General features: G+C 72.3%; 21 protein-coding genes. 11 read left to right on the top strand and 10 right to left on the bottom strand.

Features of this window, described 5'->3' with window-relative positions; all coding sequences use genetic code 11:
- Positions 1–19 precede the first annotated feature (19 nt).
- The 3 genes from ACGFZF_RS06000 (at position 20) to ACGFZF_RS05990 (ending at position 2115) form a co-directional block, all read left to right on the top strand.
- Positions 20–478: a Crp/Fnr family transcriptional regulator gene (locus ACGFZF_RS06000; protein ID WP_393551305.1), complete on the top strand. Its 459-nt coding sequence runs from the start codon at positions 20–22 to the stop codon at positions 476–478.
- Between the two features lie 114 nt (positions 479–592).
- Positions 593–1237, top strand: coding sequence for a CBS domain-containing protein (locus ACGFZF_RS05995; RefSeq protein ID WP_393551304.1), 645 nt, complete (start codon positions 593–595; stop codon positions 1235–1237).
- 254 nt (positions 1238–1491) lie between these two features.
- Entirely contained in the window at positions 1492–2115 is a 624-nt protein-coding gene (locus ACGFZF_RS05990) for a CBS domain-containing protein (RefSeq protein ID WP_393551303.1), read from the top strand.
- A 165-nt stretch (positions 2116–2280) separates the two neighbouring features.
- On the opposite strand, the gene ACGFZF_RS05985 is transcribed toward ACGFZF_RS05990, so the two are convergent.
- Positions 2281–3363, bottom strand: coding sequence for a zinc-dependent alcohol dehydrogenase family protein (locus ACGFZF_RS05985; protein WP_393551302.1), 1083 nt, complete (start codon positions 3361–3363; stop codon positions 2281–2283).
- Between the two features lie 326 nt (positions 3364–3689).
- Here ACGFZF_RS05985 and ACGFZF_RS05980 point away from each other — a divergent pair, with 326 nt between their 5' ends.
- Together ACGFZF_RS05980 and ACGFZF_RS05975 are read left to right on the top strand one after the other, a co-directional pair.
- Entirely contained in the window at positions 3690–4340 is a 651-nt protein-coding gene (locus tag ACGFZF_RS05980) for a CBS domain-containing protein (protein WP_393551301.1), read from the top strand.
- 53 nt (positions 4341–4393) lie between these two features.
- Positions 4394–5740 (top strand): nicotinate phosphoribosyltransferase, encoded by a 1347-nt coding sequence (locus tag ACGFZF_RS05975; RefSeq protein WP_393551300.1) that lies wholly within the window; start codon positions 4394–4396, stop codon positions 5738–5740.
- Between the two features lie 216 nt (positions 5741–5956).
- Here ACGFZF_RS05975 and ACGFZF_RS05970 read toward each other — a convergent pair whose 3' ends face one another.
- Positions 5957–6874 carry a universal stress protein gene (locus ACGFZF_RS05970; RefSeq protein WP_393551299.1) on the bottom strand — a complete coding sequence of 306 codons (918 nt, stop codon included), beginning with the start codon at positions 6872–6874 and terminating at the stop codon, positions 5957–5959.
- A 166-nt stretch (positions 6875–7040) separates the two neighbouring features.
- Between ACGFZF_RS05970 and ACGFZF_RS05965 the strand changes: the two genes are divergently transcribed.
- The gene (locus ACGFZF_RS05965; protein WP_393551298.1) at positions 7041–7925 is read left to right on the top strand and encodes a universal stress protein; all 885 of its coding nucleotides are present in this window, start codon (positions 7041–7043) and stop codon (positions 7923–7925) included.
- A 6-nt stretch (positions 7926–7931) separates the two neighbouring features.
- Entirely contained in the window at positions 7932–8786 is an 855-nt protein-coding gene (locus ACGFZF_RS05960) for a universal stress protein (protein ID WP_393551297.1), read from the top strand.
- A gap of 39 nt (positions 8787–8825) precedes the next feature.
- On the opposite strand, the gene ACGFZF_RS05955 is transcribed toward ACGFZF_RS05960, so the two are convergent.
- Both ACGFZF_RS05955 and ACGFZF_RS05950 read right to left on the bottom strand, forming a co-directional pair.
- Positions 8826–9974: a PP2C family protein-serine/threonine phosphatase gene (locus tag ACGFZF_RS05955; protein WP_393551296.1), complete on the bottom strand. Its 1149-nt coding sequence runs from the start codon at positions 9972–9974 to the stop codon at positions 8826–8828.
- 171 nt (positions 9975–10145) lie between these two features.
- Complete coding sequence (locus ACGFZF_RS05950) at positions 10146–11093, bottom strand: NADP-dependent oxidoreductase (protein ID WP_393551295.1); 948 nt, start codon at positions 11091–11093, stop codon at positions 10146–10148.
- A gap of 77 nt (positions 11094–11170) precedes the next feature.
- On the opposite strand from ACGFZF_RS05950, the gene ACGFZF_RS05945 reads away from it, so the two are divergent.
- Complete coding sequence (locus tag ACGFZF_RS05945) at positions 11171–11569, top strand: winged helix-turn-helix transcriptional regulator (RefSeq protein WP_393551294.1); 399 nt, start codon at positions 11171–11173, stop codon at positions 11567–11569.
- 251 nt (positions 11570–11820) lie between these two features.
- A complete protein-coding gene (locus ACGFZF_RS05940) occupies positions 11821–12459 on the top strand; it encodes an HAD family hydrolase (RefSeq protein ID WP_393551792.1) in 639 nt (212 codons plus the stop codon).
- Between the two features lie 95 nt (positions 12460–12554).
- Here the strand turns inward: ACGFZF_RS05940 and ACGFZF_RS05935 are convergent, their stop codons facing one another.
- Together ACGFZF_RS05935 and ACGFZF_RS05930 are read right to left on the bottom strand one after the other, a co-directional pair.
- Positions 12555–13217, bottom strand: coding sequence for a response regulator (locus ACGFZF_RS05935; RefSeq protein ID WP_393551293.1), 663 nt, complete (start codon positions 13215–13217; stop codon positions 12555–12557).
- Positions 13214–14341 carry a sensor histidine kinase gene (locus ACGFZF_RS05930; RefSeq protein WP_393551292.1) on the bottom strand — a complete coding sequence of 376 codons (1128 nt, stop codon included), beginning with the start codon at positions 14339–14341 and terminating at the stop codon, positions 13214–13216. The genes ACGFZF_RS05935 and ACGFZF_RS05930 overlap by 4 nt, the downstream gene beginning before the upstream one ends.
- 228 nt (positions 14342–14569) lie before the next feature.
- Here ACGFZF_RS05930 and ACGFZF_RS05925 point away from each other — a divergent pair, with 228 nt between their 5' ends.
- A complete protein-coding gene (locus tag ACGFZF_RS05925) occupies positions 14570–14929 on the top strand; it encodes a DUF6223 family protein (RefSeq protein ID WP_393551291.1) in 360 nt (119 codons plus the stop codon).
- A 10-nt stretch (positions 14930–14939) separates the two neighbouring features.
- On the opposite strand, the gene ACGFZF_RS05920 is transcribed toward ACGFZF_RS05925, so the two are convergent.
- Positions 14940–15764: an SDR family NAD(P)-dependent oxidoreductase gene (locus tag ACGFZF_RS05920; RefSeq protein ID WP_393551290.1), complete on the bottom strand. Its 825-nt coding sequence runs from the start codon at positions 15762–15764 to the stop codon at positions 14940–14942.
- 252 nt (positions 15765–16016) lie between these two features.
- Positions 16017–16364 carry a hypothetical protein gene (locus tag ACGFZF_RS05915; RefSeq protein ID WP_393551289.1) on the bottom strand — a complete coding sequence of 116 codons (348 nt, stop codon included), beginning with the start codon at positions 16362–16364 and terminating at the stop codon, positions 16017–16019.
- Positions 16365–16677: 313 nt separating this feature from the next.
- Between ACGFZF_RS05915 and ACGFZF_RS05910 the strand changes: the two genes are divergently transcribed.
- On the top strand, positions 16678–17241 hold the full coding sequence (locus ACGFZF_RS05910; protein WP_393551288.1) for a hypothetical protein: 564 nt from the start codon (positions 16678–16680) through the stop codon (positions 17239–17241).
- Between the two features lie 29 nt (positions 17242–17270).
- On the opposite strand, the gene ACGFZF_RS05905 is transcribed toward ACGFZF_RS05910, so the two are convergent.
- The gene (locus ACGFZF_RS05905) at positions 17271–18239 is read right to left on the bottom strand and encodes an aminoglycoside phosphotransferase family protein (protein WP_393551287.1); all 969 of its coding nucleotides are present in this window, start codon (positions 18237–18239) and stop codon (positions 17271–17273) included.
- A gap of 201 nt (positions 18240–18440) precedes the next feature.
- The coding region (locus tag ACGFZF_RS05900; protein WP_393551286.1) for a hypothetical protein at positions 18441–19886 on the bottom strand (1446 nt) is incomplete at its 5' end.

Here is a 19886-nt window from a genome sequence, read left to right as displayed (position 1 = left end):
CCGAGAAGGAGGTCCTCCCATGAGTGCTCTCGCTGCCCCGCGACTCACGGCGGCACTGTCCGCGGATCACCGCGACCGGCTGATGAACTGCGCCCGCCCGGCGGACTTTCCCGAGGGCACGCGGCTGTTCGAGGAGAGTGGATACGCCGACCGCTTCTGGATCGTCCGCACCGGTACGGTCACCCTCGACGTTCCGGTGCCCGGACGGCGGCCGGCCGTGATCGACAGCGTGGACGCCGGGGAACTTCTCGGCTGGTCGTGGCTGTTCCCCCCGTACCTCTGGCACTTCGGCGCGGAGGCCATGACACGCGTGAGGGCGTACGAGTTCGAAGCTGCGACCGTGCGCCGGCTGATGGACGCCGATCCGAGCTTCGGCTCCGCCCTGGGGCACTTCGTCGGGCAGATGCTCGCCCATCGTCTCGTCGCCGCCCGTGTGCGGCTCCTTGACCTGTACGCCCCGCACGGCAGCGGCCGATAGACACCCGCCGGTGCGCGCCGGCGTGGGCCGGCCGGGCGACGGCGCGAACGACGGCCCTCCCCCGTACACCCGCGCAGGTCACGACGGAAGTGGACACCTGGCAGGAGGCCATCGATGCGCTGCACACCGCCTTCGCATTCCACCGTGAGCGACGTCATGACCCACACCGCCGTAGCGGTCGGCCGTGACGCGCCCTACAAGGAGATCGTCGCCCTCATGGACCAGTGGAGAGTGAGTGCGCTGCCCGTGCTGGAGGGGGAAGGGCGGGTCGTGGGGGTGGTCTCGGAGGCGGATCTGCTGGTGAAGGAGGAGTTTCGAGGCGCGGAGCCGCGCCCCGGCGAGTCGGACGAGGCGGCCAGAGCCGGCGCGGTGCTGGCCGGGGAGCTCATGTCGAGTCCGGCGGTGACCGTGCGTGCAGGCGCCACTCTCGCCGAGGCGGCGCAGATCATGGCCCGGCGCGGGGTGAAGCGGCTGCCGGTGGTGAACGAGCTGGGGATGCTGGAAGGCGTCGTCAGCCGAAGTGATCTGCTGAAGGTGTTCCTGCGGAAGGACGACGAGATCGAGGCGGATATCCGCCGGTCCGTGTTGGTCGGGCCCGCGCTCGCCGCTGTGGACGTCACCGTGAGAGAGGGTGTGGCCACGGTGAGCGGCACGCTGACGGACCGGTCGCTGGTGCCGCTTCTGGCGCGTGCCGCACAGGCGGTGGAGGGTGTGGTGGACGTGCGGATGGAGCTCGCCGCCGAGGACGGGGCTTCCTGACGGACCCTCCGTGCGGCAGAACGGCGATCGCCGGGCCACGGGCCCGGTGCAGCTGGCCGTGGGCGACGGAGCCGACACGCGTTCCGATGTGTCGCAGGTGACGGCGGTGCGCCTTGTCCGGGCCCGTGCCGGCCGGTGCGGCCCGGTCGGTCCCGGCACTGGGGACCGTTCGGCCCTCGCAGTTCACCGGCCCACGGCGGACGGTGAGAAGGCGGGGAGCCCTCCGCTCCGACGCTCGATGAAAGAGGTGCGGCATGGAGCGCCTGAAGGTCGCCGACCTGATGACGGACCACGTGGTCTCCGTCGCTCCTCCGACACAGTTCAGGGACGTGGCGAAGCTGCTCGCCGAGCACGACATCACCGGCGTTCCCGTCCTCGATGAGGACGACCACGTCGTCGGGGTCGTCTCGGAGACCGATCTGCTGGCACACCGAGGACTGACCGCGCGGGAACTGATGAGTGCGCCGGCCGTCACGGTACGCGCGGAGGAACCGGTGGCGGACGCGGCACGGCTCATGGTCCGCCGTGGGGTGGAGCGCCTTCCCGTCGTCGACGAGGAGGACCGGTCGGTGGGGATCGTGACGCGACGTGACCTGCTCTGCGTGTTCCTCCGCCCGGATGCCGAGATACGGCGTCGCGTGCAGCAGGGCGTCCTCGCGGAGACGCTGGGCCTGGCCGAGGAGTTGGTTGCCGTCCGTGTCCTGAACGGCGTGGTGACGCTCGACGGCCGGATCCGACGGCGCAGCCAGGCCCGGGCGGTCGTGGGGCTCGCGGAGCAGGTGGACGGTGTCGTCGCCGTCGTGGACCGGTTGTCCGTCGACGAGGACGTCTCTCGCCTCACCGCCGCTGAGTCATCCGCTCATCACCCCGTGCGGTGAACCTGGACGGCCTTGGTGATCGGGTCCGGCCACGGGGCGCGCACGTGCCACGCCCCACCACCGCGGGCCTGCACGCGCAGGCCGGGGTGGTGGGGCGTGGCCGGTCTGCGAGCGAAAGGCCCGCAAGGGCGGGGCGACGACAACGGGCCGCCGACCGGCGCGGCGTCAGCCGGCAGCCGGCGGGGTGGCGACCGTCACGGTCGTGTGCTGCGGCCCGCCGAGCGCGACCTTGATCGCACCGGTCTCGGCCGCGCGGCCGAACACCTCGTACGCCTCCGCCATCTGCCCGAGCTCGAAACGATGCGTGACCAGTTCCCCCGTCGACAGCCGGCCGGCGGCCATCATGCGCAGCAGCATGGGTGTGGACGAGGTGTCCACGAGCCCGGTGGTGAGGGTGACGTCCTTGATCCACAGGTCCTCGAGGTGCAGAGTCGCAGGTTTGCCGTGGACGCCGATGTTGGCGACCCGGCCGCCCGGGCGGACCATGCGGGTGCACATCTCGAAGGCTTCCGGGAGGCCCACGGCCTCCATGACGACGTCCGCGCCCAGACCGTCGGTCAGGTCGGCGACGAGCTGCTCCGGCCCTTCGCCCGGGGTGGCGGTGGCGTCCGCGCCGAGCTTGCGGGCGGCGGCGAGCCGTGATTCCACCGGATCGACGGCGATGATCCGGCTCGGGCTGAAGAGGTGTGCCGTGGTGACGGCGGCCAGGCCGATGGGGCCGGCGCCGACCACGACCACGGTGTCGCCCGGCCGGACGCCGCCGTTCAGCACACCCACCTCGTACGACGTGGGGAAGATGTCCGCCAGCAGGACGGCGTCGACGCTGTCGACCGCGCTGGGCAGCGGGTGCACGGACAGGTCGGCGAACGGCACTCGGACGTATTCGGCCTGCGTTCCGTCGATGAGGTGTCCCAGGACCCAGCCTCCTCCGCCGCGGCACTGGCCGTAGCGGCCCTCTCGGCAGAAGCGGCAGCGGCCGCAGGCGGAGATGCAGGAGATCAGGACGCGGTCTCCCGGCCGGACGGTGCGCACGTCGCCGCCCGTCTCGACGACGGTGCCCACCGCCTCGTGGCCGAGGACGCGACCGGGCTCCACCTCGGGGACGTCGCCCTTGATGATGTGCAGGTCGGTGCCGCAGATGGTGACGGTATCGACGCGGACGATCGCGTCGGCGGCGTCGATGATGCCGGGATCCGATACGTCCTGCCAGGCGGTGCGGCCCGCGCCCTGGAACACGAGTGCCTTCATGACGACGCCTTCCTGCGATGCCCCTGGGGTCCCGTATCACGGAACTCACCACCAGCCTCCCCCGTGACGCCGTGCCCCGCATGAGCCGGTCGGTCCCGAGGAGGGACCCGGCGGGCCCATCCCGCCCGGGCCCGCGTCTGTGAGGGTGGATGGAGGACCCGCCGACCGGCCCGCGTCACGGCCCGCCCCGGGCCCTGGCCGCAGGAGCGTGGTGTCCTGTCCGATGCGGGGCGGACGCTTCCGCCGCGAGCACGACACGGCGACCGCTCGTGCGTCGCCGCGACCGACCGGGCGAACCCTCACGCCCTCCCGGTGAGGAGCAGGTCATGACCCACCCGTACACCGTCGCCGACGTGATGACCGAGAAGGTCGTGGCCGTGCGGCCCGGCGAGGAGTTCAAGGAGATCGTCGCCGCCATGGAACGGTGGAAGGTGACCGCCGTCCCGGTCGTCGAGGGCGAGGGCCGGGTCGTCGGCGTCGTCTCCGAAGCGGACCTCCTGCTCAAGGAGGAGCTGCAGGGCCATCGCCTCGGCCTCGTCGAACAGCGGGAGCGCCTGGACGCCACCGCCAAGGCCGGCTCCCGGCTGGCCCGGGACCTGATGACCTCCCCCGCGGTGACCATCGGTTCCGAGGCGTCCCTGCCACAGGCCGCCCGGACCATGGCCACCCACCACGTGAAGCGACTGCCCGTCGTCGACGAGCACGGCGCGGTCCAGGGCATCGTCAGCCGATCCGACCTCCTCAAGGTGTTCCTCCGCCCCGACGAGGAGCTCGCGTCCGAAGTACGCCGCGATGTCGTCGAGCACGTCTTCCCCCTGTCCCACCAGGACGTGGACGTGCGGGTCGAAGCCGGTGTCGTCGTCCTGGCCGGCCGGGTCCGGGACGCCTCACTGATCCCGCTCGCCGCACGTCTGGCGCGGGCCGTGGACGGCGTGGTGGACGTGCGGTGCGAGCTCACCGGTGAAGCGGGGAGGTAGCCGCGCGGCGACGTCCCCGTGCGGGTGGCCGGCCGGCCGTGCATGCTCGAAGTGTGTCCGAAGTGACGACCACCGACCTGTACGAGGTGACGATGGCCCTCTCGTACCTGCGGGAGGACATGCGCGGCCCGGCCACCTTCAGTCTGTTCGTGCGCGACCTTCCACCGGGTCGCGGCTTCCTCGTCGCCGCCGGTCTCGAACCGGCCCTGGACTACCTTTCCCGCTACCGCGTCGGGCAGGCGGATGTGGAGGAGTTCGCGGCAGTGCTGCACCGGCCCGTCGCGGACCTGGCGCCGCTGCAGGGCCTGTCCTTCGACGGGCAGGTGCGCGCCGTACCGGAGGGGCGGATCGTCTTCGCGGGCGAGCCGCTCCTGGAGGTGACGGCGCCCCTCCCCCAGGCCCAGCTCGTGGAAACCGCGCTTCTCACGCTGCTCTGCCACCAGACGGCGGTCGCCTCCAAGGCGGCGCGCTGCATGCTCGCCGCCGCGGGGCGGCCTCTGGTGGACTTCTCGCTGCGCAGGACGCACGGCCCCGAGGCCGGTATGCAGGCGGCGCGCCTCAGCGCTCTGGTGGGCTTCGCCGGCACCAGCAACGTCGCCGCGGCCCGCCGCTTCGGCATCCCGGCGGCGGGCACGATGGCTCATTCGTACATCGAGGCCTTCGCCTCCGAGGAGGCTGCGTTCCGGGCCTTCGCCCGCACACATCCCGGCCCGGTGACCTTTCTCGTCGACACGTACGACACGGCCCGGGGAGTCGCGACGGCGGCGCGCGTCCTGGCGGACCTCGGCCTCGGCCCGGAGTGCGCGATCCGGCTCGACAGCGGCGAGTTGGGCGCGGAGGCCCGCCGTGCCCGTACGGCACTTGACGCTGCGGGACTGGAGGACGTGCGGATCATCGTGAGCGGCGGCCTCGACGAGTACGGTGTCGCCGCACTCGTACGCGAAGGTGCGCCGATCGACGCCTACGCCGTGGGCACCAAGGTCGGTACCGCCGCCGACGCCCCCTACCTCGACGCGGCGTACAAGCTGGTCGAGTACGACGCCCGTCCCATGATGAAGCTGTCGGCCTCCAAGGTGACGGCACCGGGCCCCAAGCAGGTCTTCCGCGGTCCCGGACTGCGGGATGTCGTCGGCTTGGCGAACGAGGAGCCCCCCGCGGGCACCGAGCCGCTGCTGCAGCCGGTGATGCGCGGTGGACTGCGCACCGAACCGCCCGCGACGCTGTCCGCGGCCCGTGCCCGCTTCGAGGCCGATCTCGCCGCGCTTCCCGAGGAGGCACGCCGCGTCGACGGGCCGATCGCACCGGTGCCGGCGGCGTCGATGCGGCTGACGGCCCTGACAGCGATCGTCCGCCACCGGCTCGAGGAGCAGTCGGGCAGTGCGCGGAGGCCGCCGGGATGACTCGCGGCCGTCGCACCGGGAGGAGTGCCCCGCCGCGACATGCCCCGCCTCGACCCCGGCGTCCGCGCGGCTTCGTCGGGAACCCGGGCGCGGACCGGCGGCGGGGCGGTGAGCAGCCGCGGTCGCGATCGTCGGCGATCGGCGACGCCGGAAGCCCGCACCCGGCCCGTGCCGGACAGTCCGCGGAGGTCGGCACCGGTGCGGACGTCGTTCACGTCAGGTGTTCGTCCGTCGCTCGTCGTCGCGGGTCGCGAAGCCGGGCGGGACGATCTCCACGGGGCAGTGGGAGTGGTGGATCAGGCTGTGGGCGACGCGGCCCAGGGAGGGGCCGACACCCAGCGGGCGATGGCCGCGCCCCATCACGAGCAGGTCGGTGCGGGCACTTGCCTCGACGAGGATGCCGGGGACGCTGGTGCCGGTCTCCACGTGGTGCCCGATGATCAGCCCGGGGTAGACCTCACGGACGCGGTTGGCGAGGTCCTTCACCTCGTGCACGCGCCGGTGGGCGGTGGCCTCGAGGTCGTCGAGCATGGAGGTGATGCTGCCGATGTGGGTGAGCACGTTCCACACGCTGACGACGCGGAGAACCGCTTTGCGGGCGTCGGCCTCGGCGGCGGCGAGCAGCAGCCATTCGAGGTCGCCGGCGCCGTGGACGGCCGCGGTCACGGAACCCGTCTCCGGCCGCTCGGCATCCCCGCGTACGACGATGACGGGTCCGTGGGCCCGGGCGGCGACGCCCAGTCCGATGGAGCCCAGCATCAGGGTGGAGAAGCCGCCGAGGCCCCGGTGTCCGACGACGACGGTGCCGCGGAGGCCCGCGGCCCCTCTGAGGCCGGCGATCGGTTCCTGGCGGCTGAGTTCCGTGGTCACGGTGAGGTCCGGGAAGCGTTCGTGGACCGCTTTCGCCGTCTCTTCGAGCAGGTCGCGCCCTGCTTCGCGTACCGACTGGATCGCCGCGGCGGTGGTGTGGCGGGCGCGGCTGTCGGTGTCGGCCGCGTGGACCAGGTGCAGGCGGCCGTGACGGTGGCCGGCTTCGGCCGCGGCCCAGAGGGCGGCGGTCCGCGCGGAGGGCGACCCGTCGACACCGACGATGATGTCGCCGAGTTCCGGCCGGCCGAGGGTCTCGCTGGTCATGGTTCCACCTCCGGAACTGCTCCACCTCAACGCTATCCCGGTGGGCGCGCCCGGCATGGGCCGTTCGGCCCTGATCGAGACCTGCCCGGCCCTGCCGGCCGGTGGGCGGCCGGCGGCAGGCTGGAATCAGGCTGGAATACGGGGAGGCTGTTCGAGGAGGTACGTGATGACGGCCCACGTCACCGTCGGTCTGGACGGTACGGAGGAGAGCTTCGCCGCCGCTCGCTGGGCAGCCAGGGAAGCGGTGCTGCGCGAAGCGGCGCTGCACGTGGTGCACGTGGACGAGTGGCCGGCCGCGCCCGAACTCCCGGACTCGTATGTCCACGCCGTCGCCGAGCGGGCGGACAAGCTGCTGCAGAAGGCGGTGAACCAGGCGCAGGAGGACCATCCGGGACTGGAGGTCGTCGCCGAGCGGGTGGCCGGCAGAGCGGCCGACGTGCTGACGGCCGCGGCGAACGAGGCGGACCTGACGGTGCTCGACTCGCGCCGCCTCGGCGGCGTTTCCGGCTTCGTCGTCGGCTCGGTGTCCCTGGCCGTGGTCGGCTCGGCTCGGCACCCCGTCGTCCTCCTGCGTGCCGACCGTGCGGCGGGCCGACCGATGGCGGCGCGAGGCGGGATCGTGGTGGGTGTCGACGTGTACCGCCCGTGCGAAACCCTGCTCGCCTTCTCCTTCGAGGAGGCAGCCCGCCGGGGTGTTCCGCTGCGGTTCCTGCACAGCTGGACGCTGCCGGCGTCCTACGGCTACGCGGCGATCATGGACCCCGTCGCCGGCGAGGAGCTCGGCGAACGCATGATGGACAACCTCGACGAGCTGGTCGATCCCTGGCGCAAGCGGTACCGGGGTGTCGAGGCCACCGCGAAGGCCGTCGTGGGTTCCGCCGCCTACCAGTTGGTGGAGGCGTCCCGCACGGCGGACCTCGTGGTGATCGGGCGTCGCAGCCGGAGGATGCCGATCGGTCCCCAACTGGGCCACGTCGCTCACGCGGTCATCCACCACAGTCCGGCACCGGTCGCCGTGGTGCCGCTGCACGCATCCCGGACGAGGAGGTGACCGATCATGACGCGACACATCGTGGTCGGCCTCGACGGCACGGAGCAGGCTGACGCCGCCGCGCGATGGGCGGCACAAGAAGCTGAGCTGCGCGGCACCGGCGTGCATCTGGTGCACGTACGGGAGCCCTCACCCGAAGCCCTTCTGCCGCTGTCGTCACGCCGGCCGATCGAGTCCTGGGCCGAGGACCTGCTCGAGCGCACCGCGACCGGGCTACGGGAACACCATCCAGACCTAGCGGTCACGACCGCCCTGCTTCCCGCGGAGCCGGTGAGCAGCCTCGTCGCCGCAGCCGAGGACGCCGAGCTCCTGGTCCTGGGATCCCGAGCGATGAGCGGCATGGCCGGCTACCTGGTCGGCTCGGTCGGCATGACCGTCGCCGGCCGGACCGGACGCCCCACGGTCCTGGTGCGGGCGGAAGGAATCCCTGCTCCCGGTGGTCCCGTGGTCGTGGGCGTCGACCTGCGCCAACCCGCCGACACCCTCCTGGGGTTCGCATACGAGGAAGCAGCCCTGCGCCACGGCGGGGTGCGAGTCCTCTACGCTCAGCAGCTCTCGCTCCTCGGCAACCTCGGACCCGCCGTCGTCCCCGACGTCCGTCTCTCCGTCGCCCCGGAGATCCAGCGTTCGCTGGACGACCTCCTGGCCACCTGGCACGCGAAGTACCCCGAGGTGCCCGCCACCGGCGCCGTGGTGATCGGCTCCCCCGGCCAGGAACTCGTGCAAGCGGCCGCAGGCTCGCCCCTGCTGGTCGTCGGACGTCACGCCCGCCGCTCCGCGCTGGGCACCTCTCTCGGCAGCGTGGCCCACGCCGTCCTCCACCACGCCCACGCCCCTGTCGCCCTCGTTCCGCATCTCTGATGCCCGGGCCCTGCCGGCCCCCGGCCGCGTGCCGCCGGCTCACGGCTCCCGCGCAAGGCGTTCGACCGCGAGCAGCGCCGCGTCGTCACCGAGATGGCCGCCCGCGTAGGCCCGCAGGTCGGCCTCGAGGCTGCCGAGCAGGGTCGGCGGGTCCTCTCCCACCCAGGCCGTGAGCCGATCCGTCAGGGGGTAGAAGGCTCTCGTCCGGTCCCGGGCTTCGACGACTCCGTCCGTGTAGAGGAGCAGCACATCGCCCACGTCGAAAGGGAAGGTCTCCACCGTCACGTCCGGGGCGATGACACCCGACAGTCCCAGTGGAGGGCTCGGGTCGGCTGTCTCCAGAAGGGTGACGCTCCTTGCTCTGAGCAGCAGCGGCGGTGGGTGCCCGCAGTTCACGAGGCGCAGGACGGGCTCTTCGTCGGGGATGTCCAGCACCAGCGCGGTGACGAAGGCCTCGTCGGAATCGCCGGAATCGCCGGCCTCCCCGGCGTCGGTGGCCGCTGCCCTCACGTCCTCGGTCTCCTCCGTCGAGGAGCCGACTCCCGCCTCCAGGTGCCTGATCAGTTCCGGCAGGTCCTGCTCGCGGGCGGTGACGCGGAAGGCGCCCAGGACGAGTGAGGCCTCGCTGATCGCGTCGAGCCCCTTGCCTCGGGCGTCCCCGATGAGGAGTCGGGTCCCCTTCGCCGTCCGGGCCATCGCGTACAGGTCGCCTCCCATCTGCGCCTCCTCCTCGGCCGCCAGGTAGACCGAGGCGATGCGCAGGGGACCCGCCCGGTCGGGGATCGGTCGCAGGACGACCTTCTGGGCCGCGTGGGCGATGGAGCGCAACCGCTTCACCCTGCCCTCGTCGCGCTCTCGCAGGTGGGCGAAGAAGGTGGCGATGATCGAGATCAGGACCAGGGCGATGATCTGGTAGGTGTGGTTGAGATCGGTGATGCTCGTTCGCGCGAGCGCCACGACCGACTGGGCCAGCACCGCGACGGCGCCCACGAAGGCCGTCATGCGCGGCCCCGCGAACGACGCCGTCACCGCAGGCGCGGCGATCAGGAACGGTCCGAGGTGAACGTCGGGAGGGACAAGAACGTCGACCACGGTCACCACCGCGATCAGCGCGAAGGGCACGACGAGCAGCAGACCACCACCGCGCCGGTGGAGGCGCGGGACGAGGGCTCTTCGGCGTGCATCCACGTGAAAGACATACCTCAGCCGCTGGGGCATGCCGGTCGGCCGGTCCCTTCCCCCGCGCAGTACGCACCGGATGGACCACTCGGGCCGACGCGGCAGCTCCGTGCCGACCCTCCCGTGACGTGGAAGCCGGGCGGGGCTTTCCCGGCAGGACGCCCCTCGCGGGGCAGCCCTTCAGGAAGGAACCAGCACCAGTCGGCCGCGCAGCCCGCCGGCGGCCAGCCGATCGTGCGCCTCGGCCGCGCGCTCGAACGGCAGGACGCCGGCGACCCGCAGCGTGAGGTCCATGGCGGCGAGTTCGGCCAGGGCTGCCCCGTCGGCGCTGATCCACTGCTGGTGAACCCGGATGCCCCTCAGCGGGAGGGGGGCCGAACCGCCGACCACCGTGACGTAGGCGCCCCGGGTGCGGACGGCGGCCAAGGCGCGGACACCGAGCCCTGCCGTGTCGAGCGCGCCGTCGACTCCGCCCGGAACCAGGCGCCGGACGTCGGCCGCGAGGTCGCTGACGTCCCGGCCGACGACCCATGCGGCACCGAGGTCGCGTACGCACCTCTCGTCGCCGGGGCCGGCCTGGGCGACGACGCGCAGACCGCGCCGATCCGCCAGTTCGACGGCGAAGCCGCCGACCGCGCCGGCGGCTCCCGTCACCAGGACGGTGTCGCCCTCGGCTAGTCCGAGCAGGTCGAGTGCCTGGAGGGCGGTGAGGCCGTTCAACGGCAGCGTCGCCGCCGCCGCGGCGGAGACTCCGGCCGGAGCGGCCGCGACCGCGGTGGCGTCCAGGACCAGACGTTCGGCGTACGTGCCCAGCGACACGTCGAGCAGGTCGCGCAGCCCGATCACCCGCTGTCCCGGCGCGAACGCCCCGACACCGGCCCCGACCCGGTCGATCACACCCGCCACGTCCCATCCGATGCCCGTGCGCTCACGGACCGCCATCAGCCCGGCTTCGACAAGGGCGCCGGAACGGGTGGCCAGGTCGACGGGCTGGACGGTCGCGGCCTCGACGCGGATCCGCACCTGCCCGGAGCCCGGCTCCGGCACCGGAACCCTCACCGACTCGAGCACCTCGGATCCGCCGTGACCGCGGGCCACCACCGCCCACATCAACTCTTCATCAGTCATGCTGCGGAACTTACGGACTGTTACTCTCCAACGGGAAGTACGCACTTCGAGGTGCCTCAGGCACCGGGAGGAGAGCCATGCCGACCCGCACCGCCGCCCAGCGCCGGGCTGAGGCGAGCACCGCCTACGACGCCTACCTCGCCCGATGCCCCGCACGGCAGCTGCTGGACCGCATCGCCGACAAGTGGGTCAGTCTCGTGGTCAACGCCCTTGCCGACGGGCCTCGGCGTTACTCCCACCTGCAACGCACGCTGGCGAGCGTGAGTCAGAAGATGCTCACGCAGACCCTGCGTCACCTGGAACGCGACGGGCTCGTGTCGCGGACCGTGATCCCGGCCGTCCCCGTCCGCGTCGAGTACGAACTGACCCCGCTCGGCCGTTCGCTGCTCCCGGTCATGTGCGCGATCAAGGGCTGGGCGGAGGAGCACATGGACGAGGTTCTCGCCGCCCGCGCCTCCCACGACGCCGCGGGCTGACCGAACGGAGGCCTCCGGGTTCGGTTTCCACCCGAGCCGAGGCGAGGCAACCGCCGGTCCGGTCGCCGGTCGCCGGTCGCCGGTCGCCGGAACATGAGCGAAGCTCCCCGCCGGTGCTCGCGACAGACCTGTCACAGAGTTCCAAGATCGCTTGACCTGGGCTCGGGGCGACGCACAACAGTGTCTCCGTGGATCACTTCGGCGGGGATGTGCGCTCGTCGGACCGGCAGGACGGAAGAGGGGGACTTCGCGTGACCGCGACCTGCGTCATTCTCGACATCGGCGGCGTACTGGAGATCACGCCGGACACGGGATGGGTACAACGGTGGGAGGAACGGCTTGAGCTGCCGGCGGGCACCGTGAACGAGCGGATGCGCGATGTGTGGCATGCCGGCAGCGTCGGGACCATCAGCGAACGAGACGTGCACGAGCAGGTGGCCGCCCGCCTGGGTCTCGGCGCCCACCAGGTCGAAGGCTTCATGGCCGACCTCTGGACGGAGTACCTGGGGACGCCGAACGACGAACTGATCGGCTACGTGCGAGGACTGCGGGGTTCGTGCAGGCTGGGCATCTTGAGCAACAGCTTCGTCGGGGCCCGGGAACGGGAGACGGCACTGTACCGGTTCGACGAGCTGGTCGAACAGATCGTCTACTCCCACGAGATCGGCATCGGAAAGCCTGACCTGCGGGCTTTCGAGGCCGCATGCGTCAGCCTGGATGTGCGCCCGGAGCACTGCCTCTTCGTCGACGACGTCGCCGTCAACGTCGAAGCCGCCCGGGCGGCGGGCATGCAGGGCCATCTGTTCGAGGACAACGCCCGGACCATCGACCGGATCGCCGCGCATGTGAGCACCGGCCCCCTGGTTCCGGGGCGTCTCCCGCTCGCGTGATGGCGGCCTGGCCGCCACGCATCGGTTGCCGCCCGGCCGTCGAGGTGGTCGATACCCGGCTTCCGGTCGTCCGGTCCGCGCCGCCGCGGCACCTGTCAGGAGCGGCCCGGAGTGACCAGGCCGGATTCGTAGGCGAGGACCACGAGTTGGGCGCGGTCGCGGGCATGGAGTTTGGCCATGGCCCGGTTGATGTGGGTCTTGGCGGTCAGCGGGCTGATGACCAGGCGGTCGGCGATCTCGTCGTTGGACAGGCCCTGTGCGACCAGGACGACCGTCTCGCGTTCGCGGCCGGTCAGCTCCGCCAGCCCGCTGCCGGCCGGAGCGGGGGGCCGCTGGGCGACGTACCGGTCGATGAGCTTGCGGGTGATCGCGGGCGCGAGCAGGGCATCGCCGCGGGCCGCGACGCGAACGGCGTGCAGGAAGTCCTCCGGCACGATGTCCTTGACGAGGAAGCCGGCGGCGCCGGCGCGCAGTGCGTCGAAGACGTATTCGTCCATGCCGTAGTTGGTCAGCATGACGACGTGGACGCGGGCCAGCGCCGGGTCCACGGCGATGCGGCGGGTCGCTTCGATGCCGTCCATGACGGGCATCTGGATGTCGATGAGCGCGACGTCGGGCAGCTGTTCCCTGGCGAGTGCCAAGCCCTCTCGGCCGTCCGCGGCCTCGGCCACCACCTCGATGTCGTCTTCGAGGTCGAGCAGCGCGCGGAATCCGCTGCGGATGAGCGGCTGGTCGTCGACCAGCAGGACACGGATCACGTCGCTCCGTCCATGGGGAGTTCGGCCTGGACGGTGAAGCCGCCCGCGTGGCGCGGTTCGGTGCGCAGGCGGCCGCCCAGGGCCGCGACGCGTTCGTGCATGCCGAGCAGTCCGAGGCCGGGCGTCGGCGCGGGGTGCGCGGTGGCTGTCCCGTCGTCGTCGACGCGGATGGCGAGGGCGTCCGGCCGGTGGTCGATGAGCACGGTGGCCGTGGTCGCGGCGGCGTGCCGGGTGACGTTGGTGAGCGACTCCTGAACGATGCGGTAGGCGGTGCGGCCCACCGCCGCCGGTACGGCGTGCGGTTGGCCTCGGATCGTCAGCGTCGTGTCCAGGTCGGCCGTGTGGAACCGTTTCACCAGGTGGGGGATGTGGTCGAGCCCGGGTGGCGGGGTGGTGTCGTCGTCGCGCAGCGCCTCGAGGGTCGCGCGCAGCTCCCGGCTCGCTTCCCGGCCGGCCTCCTGGATCGCCAGCAGGGCCTCCGGCACCTGCTCGCCGCGCCGCCGGGCCACGTGGACGGCGACCTCGGACTGCAGCGTGACGACCGAGATCTGGTGGGTGAGGGCATCGTGCAGTTCCCGCGCGATGCGCAGCCTTTCCTCGTCGGCCCGGCGTCGCGCGGTCTCCTCGCGGGTGCGCTCGGCCTCGTCCGCCCGCCGCTCGGCCTGCCGCACCGCCTCCCCGGCGGCGAACGCGGCGATCAGCCAGGCGATCTCGAGGGTGCTCCGGGCCTGCGCGACGATCTCGCGCGCGGGCCCGTCGTGGGAGGCCAGGGCGGTGAGCTGGAGGAGGACGAGGAGGGCCAGGGAGGCCGCCAGCGCGACGGTCCGGTGCCCGGCGCGTACCGCGCCGTAGACCGCGACCAGGTAGGAGACGGCGAGCGCCTCGAACCCGGCCGCCTGGTAGCCCGCCGCGAGCAGCCCGGTGACGGCCAGGACGACGAGGGGTGCCCGGCGGCGCGCGGCCAGCGCCAACCCGCCCGCCGCCAGCAGCAGGGCGCCGATCAGCTCGCCGCCCCTGTCCGGGTGTGGCCCGGACAGCCCGGTGCCCAACAGCAGCGCCGCGACGCCCACGGCGATCGCCCAGTCGGTGACGTGGGCGGGGAGGGCGAACCGTCCTTTGTCCATGGGTGCACCGTAGCCGGACGGGGAGGTGGGCAAGTCCGACTCATGGACGAGCGGTCGGCTGCTGCGGGTGCGGTATCGGGGCGTCGGCCTGCTGCGTCCGCGGTATGGGGATGCAGCGGCGGCGGCAGGGGAAGTGCCTGCATCCGTCGGACGCCCCGCCGGGGATCGGGCGCGCATGATCGAGGCACATCGAATGCGGAGTCAGCGACGGAGAAGAGGGTGAACGGCATGAGTCCTTCAGCAACGCTGATGGCGGCCGCCGAGGGCGGGATCATCGGCGACGGACGGACCGGGGCCAACCTGGCCCTCGGGGTGGGGCTGCTCGGCCTGGCGATCGGCCGACTGGCTCTGGGCCGCGTCGGCAACCGGGCGCGCACCGGCGGGAGGTCGGCGATCGTGCTGGGGCTGGCCGGCACGGTCCTCGGGGTGCTGCATGCGGCGACCGCCGGTGGCGGACCTGGCACCGGCAACGGACTCGTCGGCGCCATCGTGGCCGTCCCACTGGGGCTGGGCGCCGTCCTTCTCGGCCGCCGGGCGCTCGCCCGCCGCCACCGCGCCGAACCGCCGGCCGATCAGGTGGCCGGATGACGCCACCGGGTCACGGCCCGCTGTGGCCGAGCAGGCCGTGGGTCAGCTCCATCAGGCGCCCGCGCGCCTCGGCGTCGTACGCCTGGTCATGGGCGCGCGCGTCCGTGAAGCGGTCGAAGTAGCGGCCCGTGGTGGTGGCGAGCTCCGGGTCGAGGAGGAGCCGCACGGTCGGCCGGACCCCCTCGTCGGTGCCGATGACGGGGGTCAGGCCGTACGCGCGGACGCCCTCCGTGTCCATGAGATGCGCCGGGTGCAGGGTGTTCACCGTGACTCCGGTGCCGTCGAGTTCCGCGGCCAGCTCGAAGGTCGCCATGATGAGCGCCAACTTGCTCCTGCAGTAGGCGCGCAGGCCCTCGTAGTCCCGCTCCAGCATGACGTCGTCGAAGTCGACGGCCTCCTGTCCGATCGAGGCGACGTTGATCACCCGGGCGGGGGCCGAAGCGGTGAGCAAGGGAAGCAGGCCCCTGGTGAGGGCGTAGGGAGCGAGGTGGTTCACGGCGAAACGGAGTTCGTGGCCGTGACGGTTCAGCTCCCGCCTGAGGGGATCGGAACCGCCGCCGGCCACCGCGTTGTTGATCAGGCCGGAGAGGTGCGGCTCCGCCGCACGGATCTCTTCGGCCATCGCGCGTACCTGGTCCAGGTCGGACAGGTCGGCGAGGTAGGTGCGGACGGTGACGTCTTCGGTGGTGGCCCGTGCCTCGGCGGCCACGGACTCCAGCCGGTCACGGTCACGGCCGTGCAGCAGGACGGTGCCGCCGCGCGAGGCCAGGTCGAGTGCGAGAGCGCGGCCCATGCCTTGGGTGGCGCCGGTGACGAGAGTGGTGCGCTGGGTCATGCGCTCACCTTGGCAGTGAGCCGGGAGGGGAGGGAGGGTGTGGTGAGCCTGGTGTTGTCACCACCAGACTCAACGGCTCCGCCTCTGTCGCCGGCCGGCGGCCGCACGGACGAGCGTTCCCGGTACCGGAGAGACGGTCCGGGCTACGAGCCGCTCAAGGGGACGCCGGCGCAACGCATTCCGGGTAGGCGGCCGGATGCCGGTACGACCGGGCGCTCCCCCTGCTGACGTCAGCAGCTCTCGTGTCTGGCGTCAGCAGCTCTCGTCGGTCTTCACCGCTCCGAGGACGATCCTCTGCCCACCGTCGAGGGCGGCGCCCGGGCCGGGCTGCTGCGTGCAGATCTTCCAGCCCGTGGCGGCGCCGTCGGTGGGTACCACCCGGCCCTGCCCGGACACGTCGTCCACCCGCAGCGTGCCCTCCAACTGGCCGACGGCCCCCGCGACGCTTCCGCCGACGACGTCGGGCATGAAGCCCTTCATCGACGGCGCGGGCTCGGTGGCGATCGAGGGGGCGGAGTCGGGCTTCGGCGACGAGGTGCAGGCCGACAGTCCGACGACCGCCGCGCCGACGAGGACGGCGACGAGACCGGTGGTTCGCATGTTCTCCCCTTGGGCGGGCGTGCATGACGGGTCCATCATGCCCGCCTGGGCATGGCCATGATCAGGACTGCCGGAATTCCTTCGGCCCGGGCGTCACCTGGCGCGCCCGCCCGCCGTCGCGGCCCACGGCGTCAGGGCCACCCCTGTGCCGTGTCATGGACGTTTGCCCGCGCGGAGAGGTGGAAGGGTTGAGTCCGACGTACGGGTCGGCCGACCCGCGCCCGACCGGGCCGATCCTCCTCGACTCCCTGACTCGAACGGGGCCCCGCCGATGCGCCTCTACGCTCAGACACCCGCACGCCGGAACCGTCAGGTGCTCGTTGACCTCGTCGCCGTCCTCCTCATCGCCGTGGTGGTGTGGGGCGCCTTCGCGATCCGCGAAGCGATCATGCGTCTGGCCGAGCCGGGGAGGAAGGTCGAGAGCGCGGGCGACGGCCTGGCCGCCGAGCTCGGGAACGCGGGCGACGCGGCAGGGGACGTGCCGCTCGTCGGCGGGCTGCTGAGGAAGCCCCTCGAGTCCGCGGCCTCCGCCAGCACGGGGTTCGCCGACGCCGGAGAATCGCTGCAGCAGGCCGTCACTCATGTGGCCGACGTGACCACGGCGGTGCTGATCGTCATTCCGGTGGTCTTCGTACTGCTGCTGTGGCTTCCCCCGCGCCTGCTCTGGATCCGGCGCAGTACGACCCTTCGGCGTCTCGTCGACGCGCCCGGAGGCGCTGATCTGCTCGCCCTGCGTGCTCTCACCGGCCCGCCCCGCGACCTCGCCGCGCTCCCCGTCCCGCCCGGCGGTTTCGCCGACGCGTGGCGCCGAGGGGACCAGCACGTCATCGCCACCCTCGGCGAGGTCGCACTCAACCGGGCGGGCCTGCGGCCCTGACCGGCAGATCCGTCACGGGGACGGCTCGCTCACGCCGGGCGAGGAGCGTCGGCGCCATCGGCCGCTCGGTCGTGCCCACCGGGCCGGCGGACCGTGGCGACGAGACGTCGCAGTGCGGCGTGGGCGGGTGGGCCCCAGGTCGCCTTGCCGCCGGGGCGGCCGCGGAGACCGGCCGCCCCGATGTGGATGCCGCCGAGGGCGCGCAGCACCGCCCAGCCGCGGGCGCGGCGCAGCGTCGCGGTGTCCGCGGTCGGTCGGTACGCCTCGTGGAAGCGGTCGGTGGCGCCGGTCGGCAGCAGGATCCAGGGGGCAGCGAGGTCGCAGGCCGGATCACCGGCGCAGAGATCACCGAAGTCGATCACGCCGCAGAAAGTACCGTCGGTGGTGAGGATGTTCGCCGGATGCAGGTCGCCGTGGAGCCACAGTGCCGGGCCCGTCCAACGGGGTGCGGCGACGGCGTCCTCCCAGACGATGCGGACCGCCTCGGGGTCGGGGATCAGGCCCAGCTCGGTGGCCGACGCGAGCCCTTCGGCGAACCCCTCGGCATGGTCCGCCAGCGGCCCCCCGCGGCCACGGCCGGCGGGCGCGCCGTCGGGGGCGGGACGGTGAAGAGCCGTCAGGAAGTCGGCCAGGCTGCCGGCCGCATCCGCGGCACGCGTCACGGGGGCGCGGTCGGCGGGTTCGCCCGGCACCCACGTGGTGACGATCCACGGCCGCGGGAACCTCTCGGACGGCTCCCCGAGGCGCTGCGGGACCGGGACCTGCAGCGGGAGGTGCGGGGCGAGTGAGGGCAGCCAGGCGTGCTCCTTGCGCAGCAACGCGTCCGCGGACTGCGTCGCCCAGGGCAACCGGACAGCGAGGTCGTCGCCGAGCCGCCACAGCTGGTTGTCCCAGCCCCGCGCACCGAGCCTCACCGGGCGGTCGGCCAGGTCGGGATGCTGCTCGCGCAACAGGTCCCGGACGAGCTCCGCGGTGATCTCGATCTCGGTAGGGTTCATGCGAAGCAACCGTAGCCGGGCGGCGCTCCGCCTCCGACGGGCGACCGGCAACACCGAGTTGGCCGGCCTCGGGGCTCATCCTCAGAGGGCCGGGTCGATCCGATGGTGAGTGACGTCTGGTTCGGCGACGCCGCCGAGCCGCGCGGGAGAGGAAGCGCGTGCGCGCTCCCTCTCCAGGGCGCGGCGCCGACTCACCGTCCTTCAGTCGCTGCCCGCGTGCGGAGCGGCGGTCGAGGACGCCATGACGCGGTCGGTCCGGGCCACCACGTCATGGGGCACACACGGCGTCTCCATCCGCGAGACGAGGTCCGTCAAGGAAGCGATCGCGCGCAGGAAGTCCCGGTGCAGATAGCCGTCGCCGTCCGCGGTGACGGCGGCTCCCGTCTCCTGGAGCTGCTGGGCGATCTCCTCGATCGTGGCGGACAGCGGTGAGCCGGGCGGTACGTCCACGACCTTCCCGCCGATGACGATGAGCCCGCCGTCGATGCCTTCCGCCCCGAAGAGCCGTGTCTCGGGTCCGGCCATGAACCGAAGATCCGGCCGCTGCGTCACGCTGAGTCGCGCCGTCCGCGCGGCGGCGTCGATGTCCAGGACCTTGACTCGAACCAGAGGGCTCGACCCGGTCGGGTCGTCAGGGTCGCCACGGAGGAACTCGTCACCCTCCCGAAGGTCCTGCCGGCCGCCGTTCTCGGTCGCGGTGAGGAGGTACGACCGGTTGTAGGTGAGTTCGTGCACCAGGACGCACGGCTCGGGAATGGCCGCGTCCCAGCGTTCCTTGACGCGGAACTCGAAGAAGTACGGGCCGACGCGCGCACAGAGGTGCCCGGGCAGGTCGTGTCGGTGGAGCGGTCGCAGGTCGACGAGCGCGTCGGTCTCGGTGCCTGCCGCTTGCCAGACGCGCGTCATGTCGAGCCAGCCCTTGCCCCACATGGCGGCGGCGTTCAGGCCCGGGCCGATGCGCCAGATCGGTCGCCCGGCGGTGTCCAGCTCCGTGTAGACCGGGTGGGGCGCCATATAGGGGGTGCGGTTGCTCATGAGGTCCCAGTGGTCCCCGTACTCGTAGCCGCCGCCCCACGAGTGGTCGAGACCGTGCACATGTCCCATCTCGTGTCCGACGAGGCTCGGGGCCAGCGAGGTCATCCCTTCCGAGTCCCTGCCGTCACCGGAGACGGCGCCTTCGGGGATGCCGAAGAGGTCCGTGGGGGGATGGGTGACGACGAAGATCCGGTTCGCGTAGGGCGACAGGTTGTCGCCTGCGTTGAGCGTGGCCTGGCGCGCCCAGGTGATCAGGTCCCTGCGACCCTGCGGATTGCCTCCCGACCCGACGTAGTCGGATTCCTTCTGTGCGAGCCGGTGCCAGCCGAACACGCGTGAGGTGCTGAGATCGAGATTCCCGTGGGACATGTCCTGGTAGAAATCGACCAGATTGAACTTGCCGGCGCCGGCACTCGTGCACATCTCTTCGAAGCGCTGACGGGTGAAGGGGGTCGGGGTCGTGGCGTCGCTGAACTGGACCAGCAGGAAGGCCCACGGGTAGGCCGGCTTTCCCGGCACGCGGAGGAAAGCGATCTCCTGCCAGTCCTTGGCGAACGATCCGTCGGGGATGACGGTGACGTCCTGGAGGACGTTGTTGCTGTTGATGGTGCC

This window comes from Streptomyces sp. NPDC048338, assembly GCF_043201055.1.
Classification (GTDB): domain Bacteria; phylum Actinomycetota; class Actinomycetes; order Streptomycetales; family Streptomycetaceae; genus Streptomyces.
The sequence above is the reverse complement of the archived record's forward strand: the minus strand, read 5'-3'. Positions and strand labels throughout refer to the sequence as shown.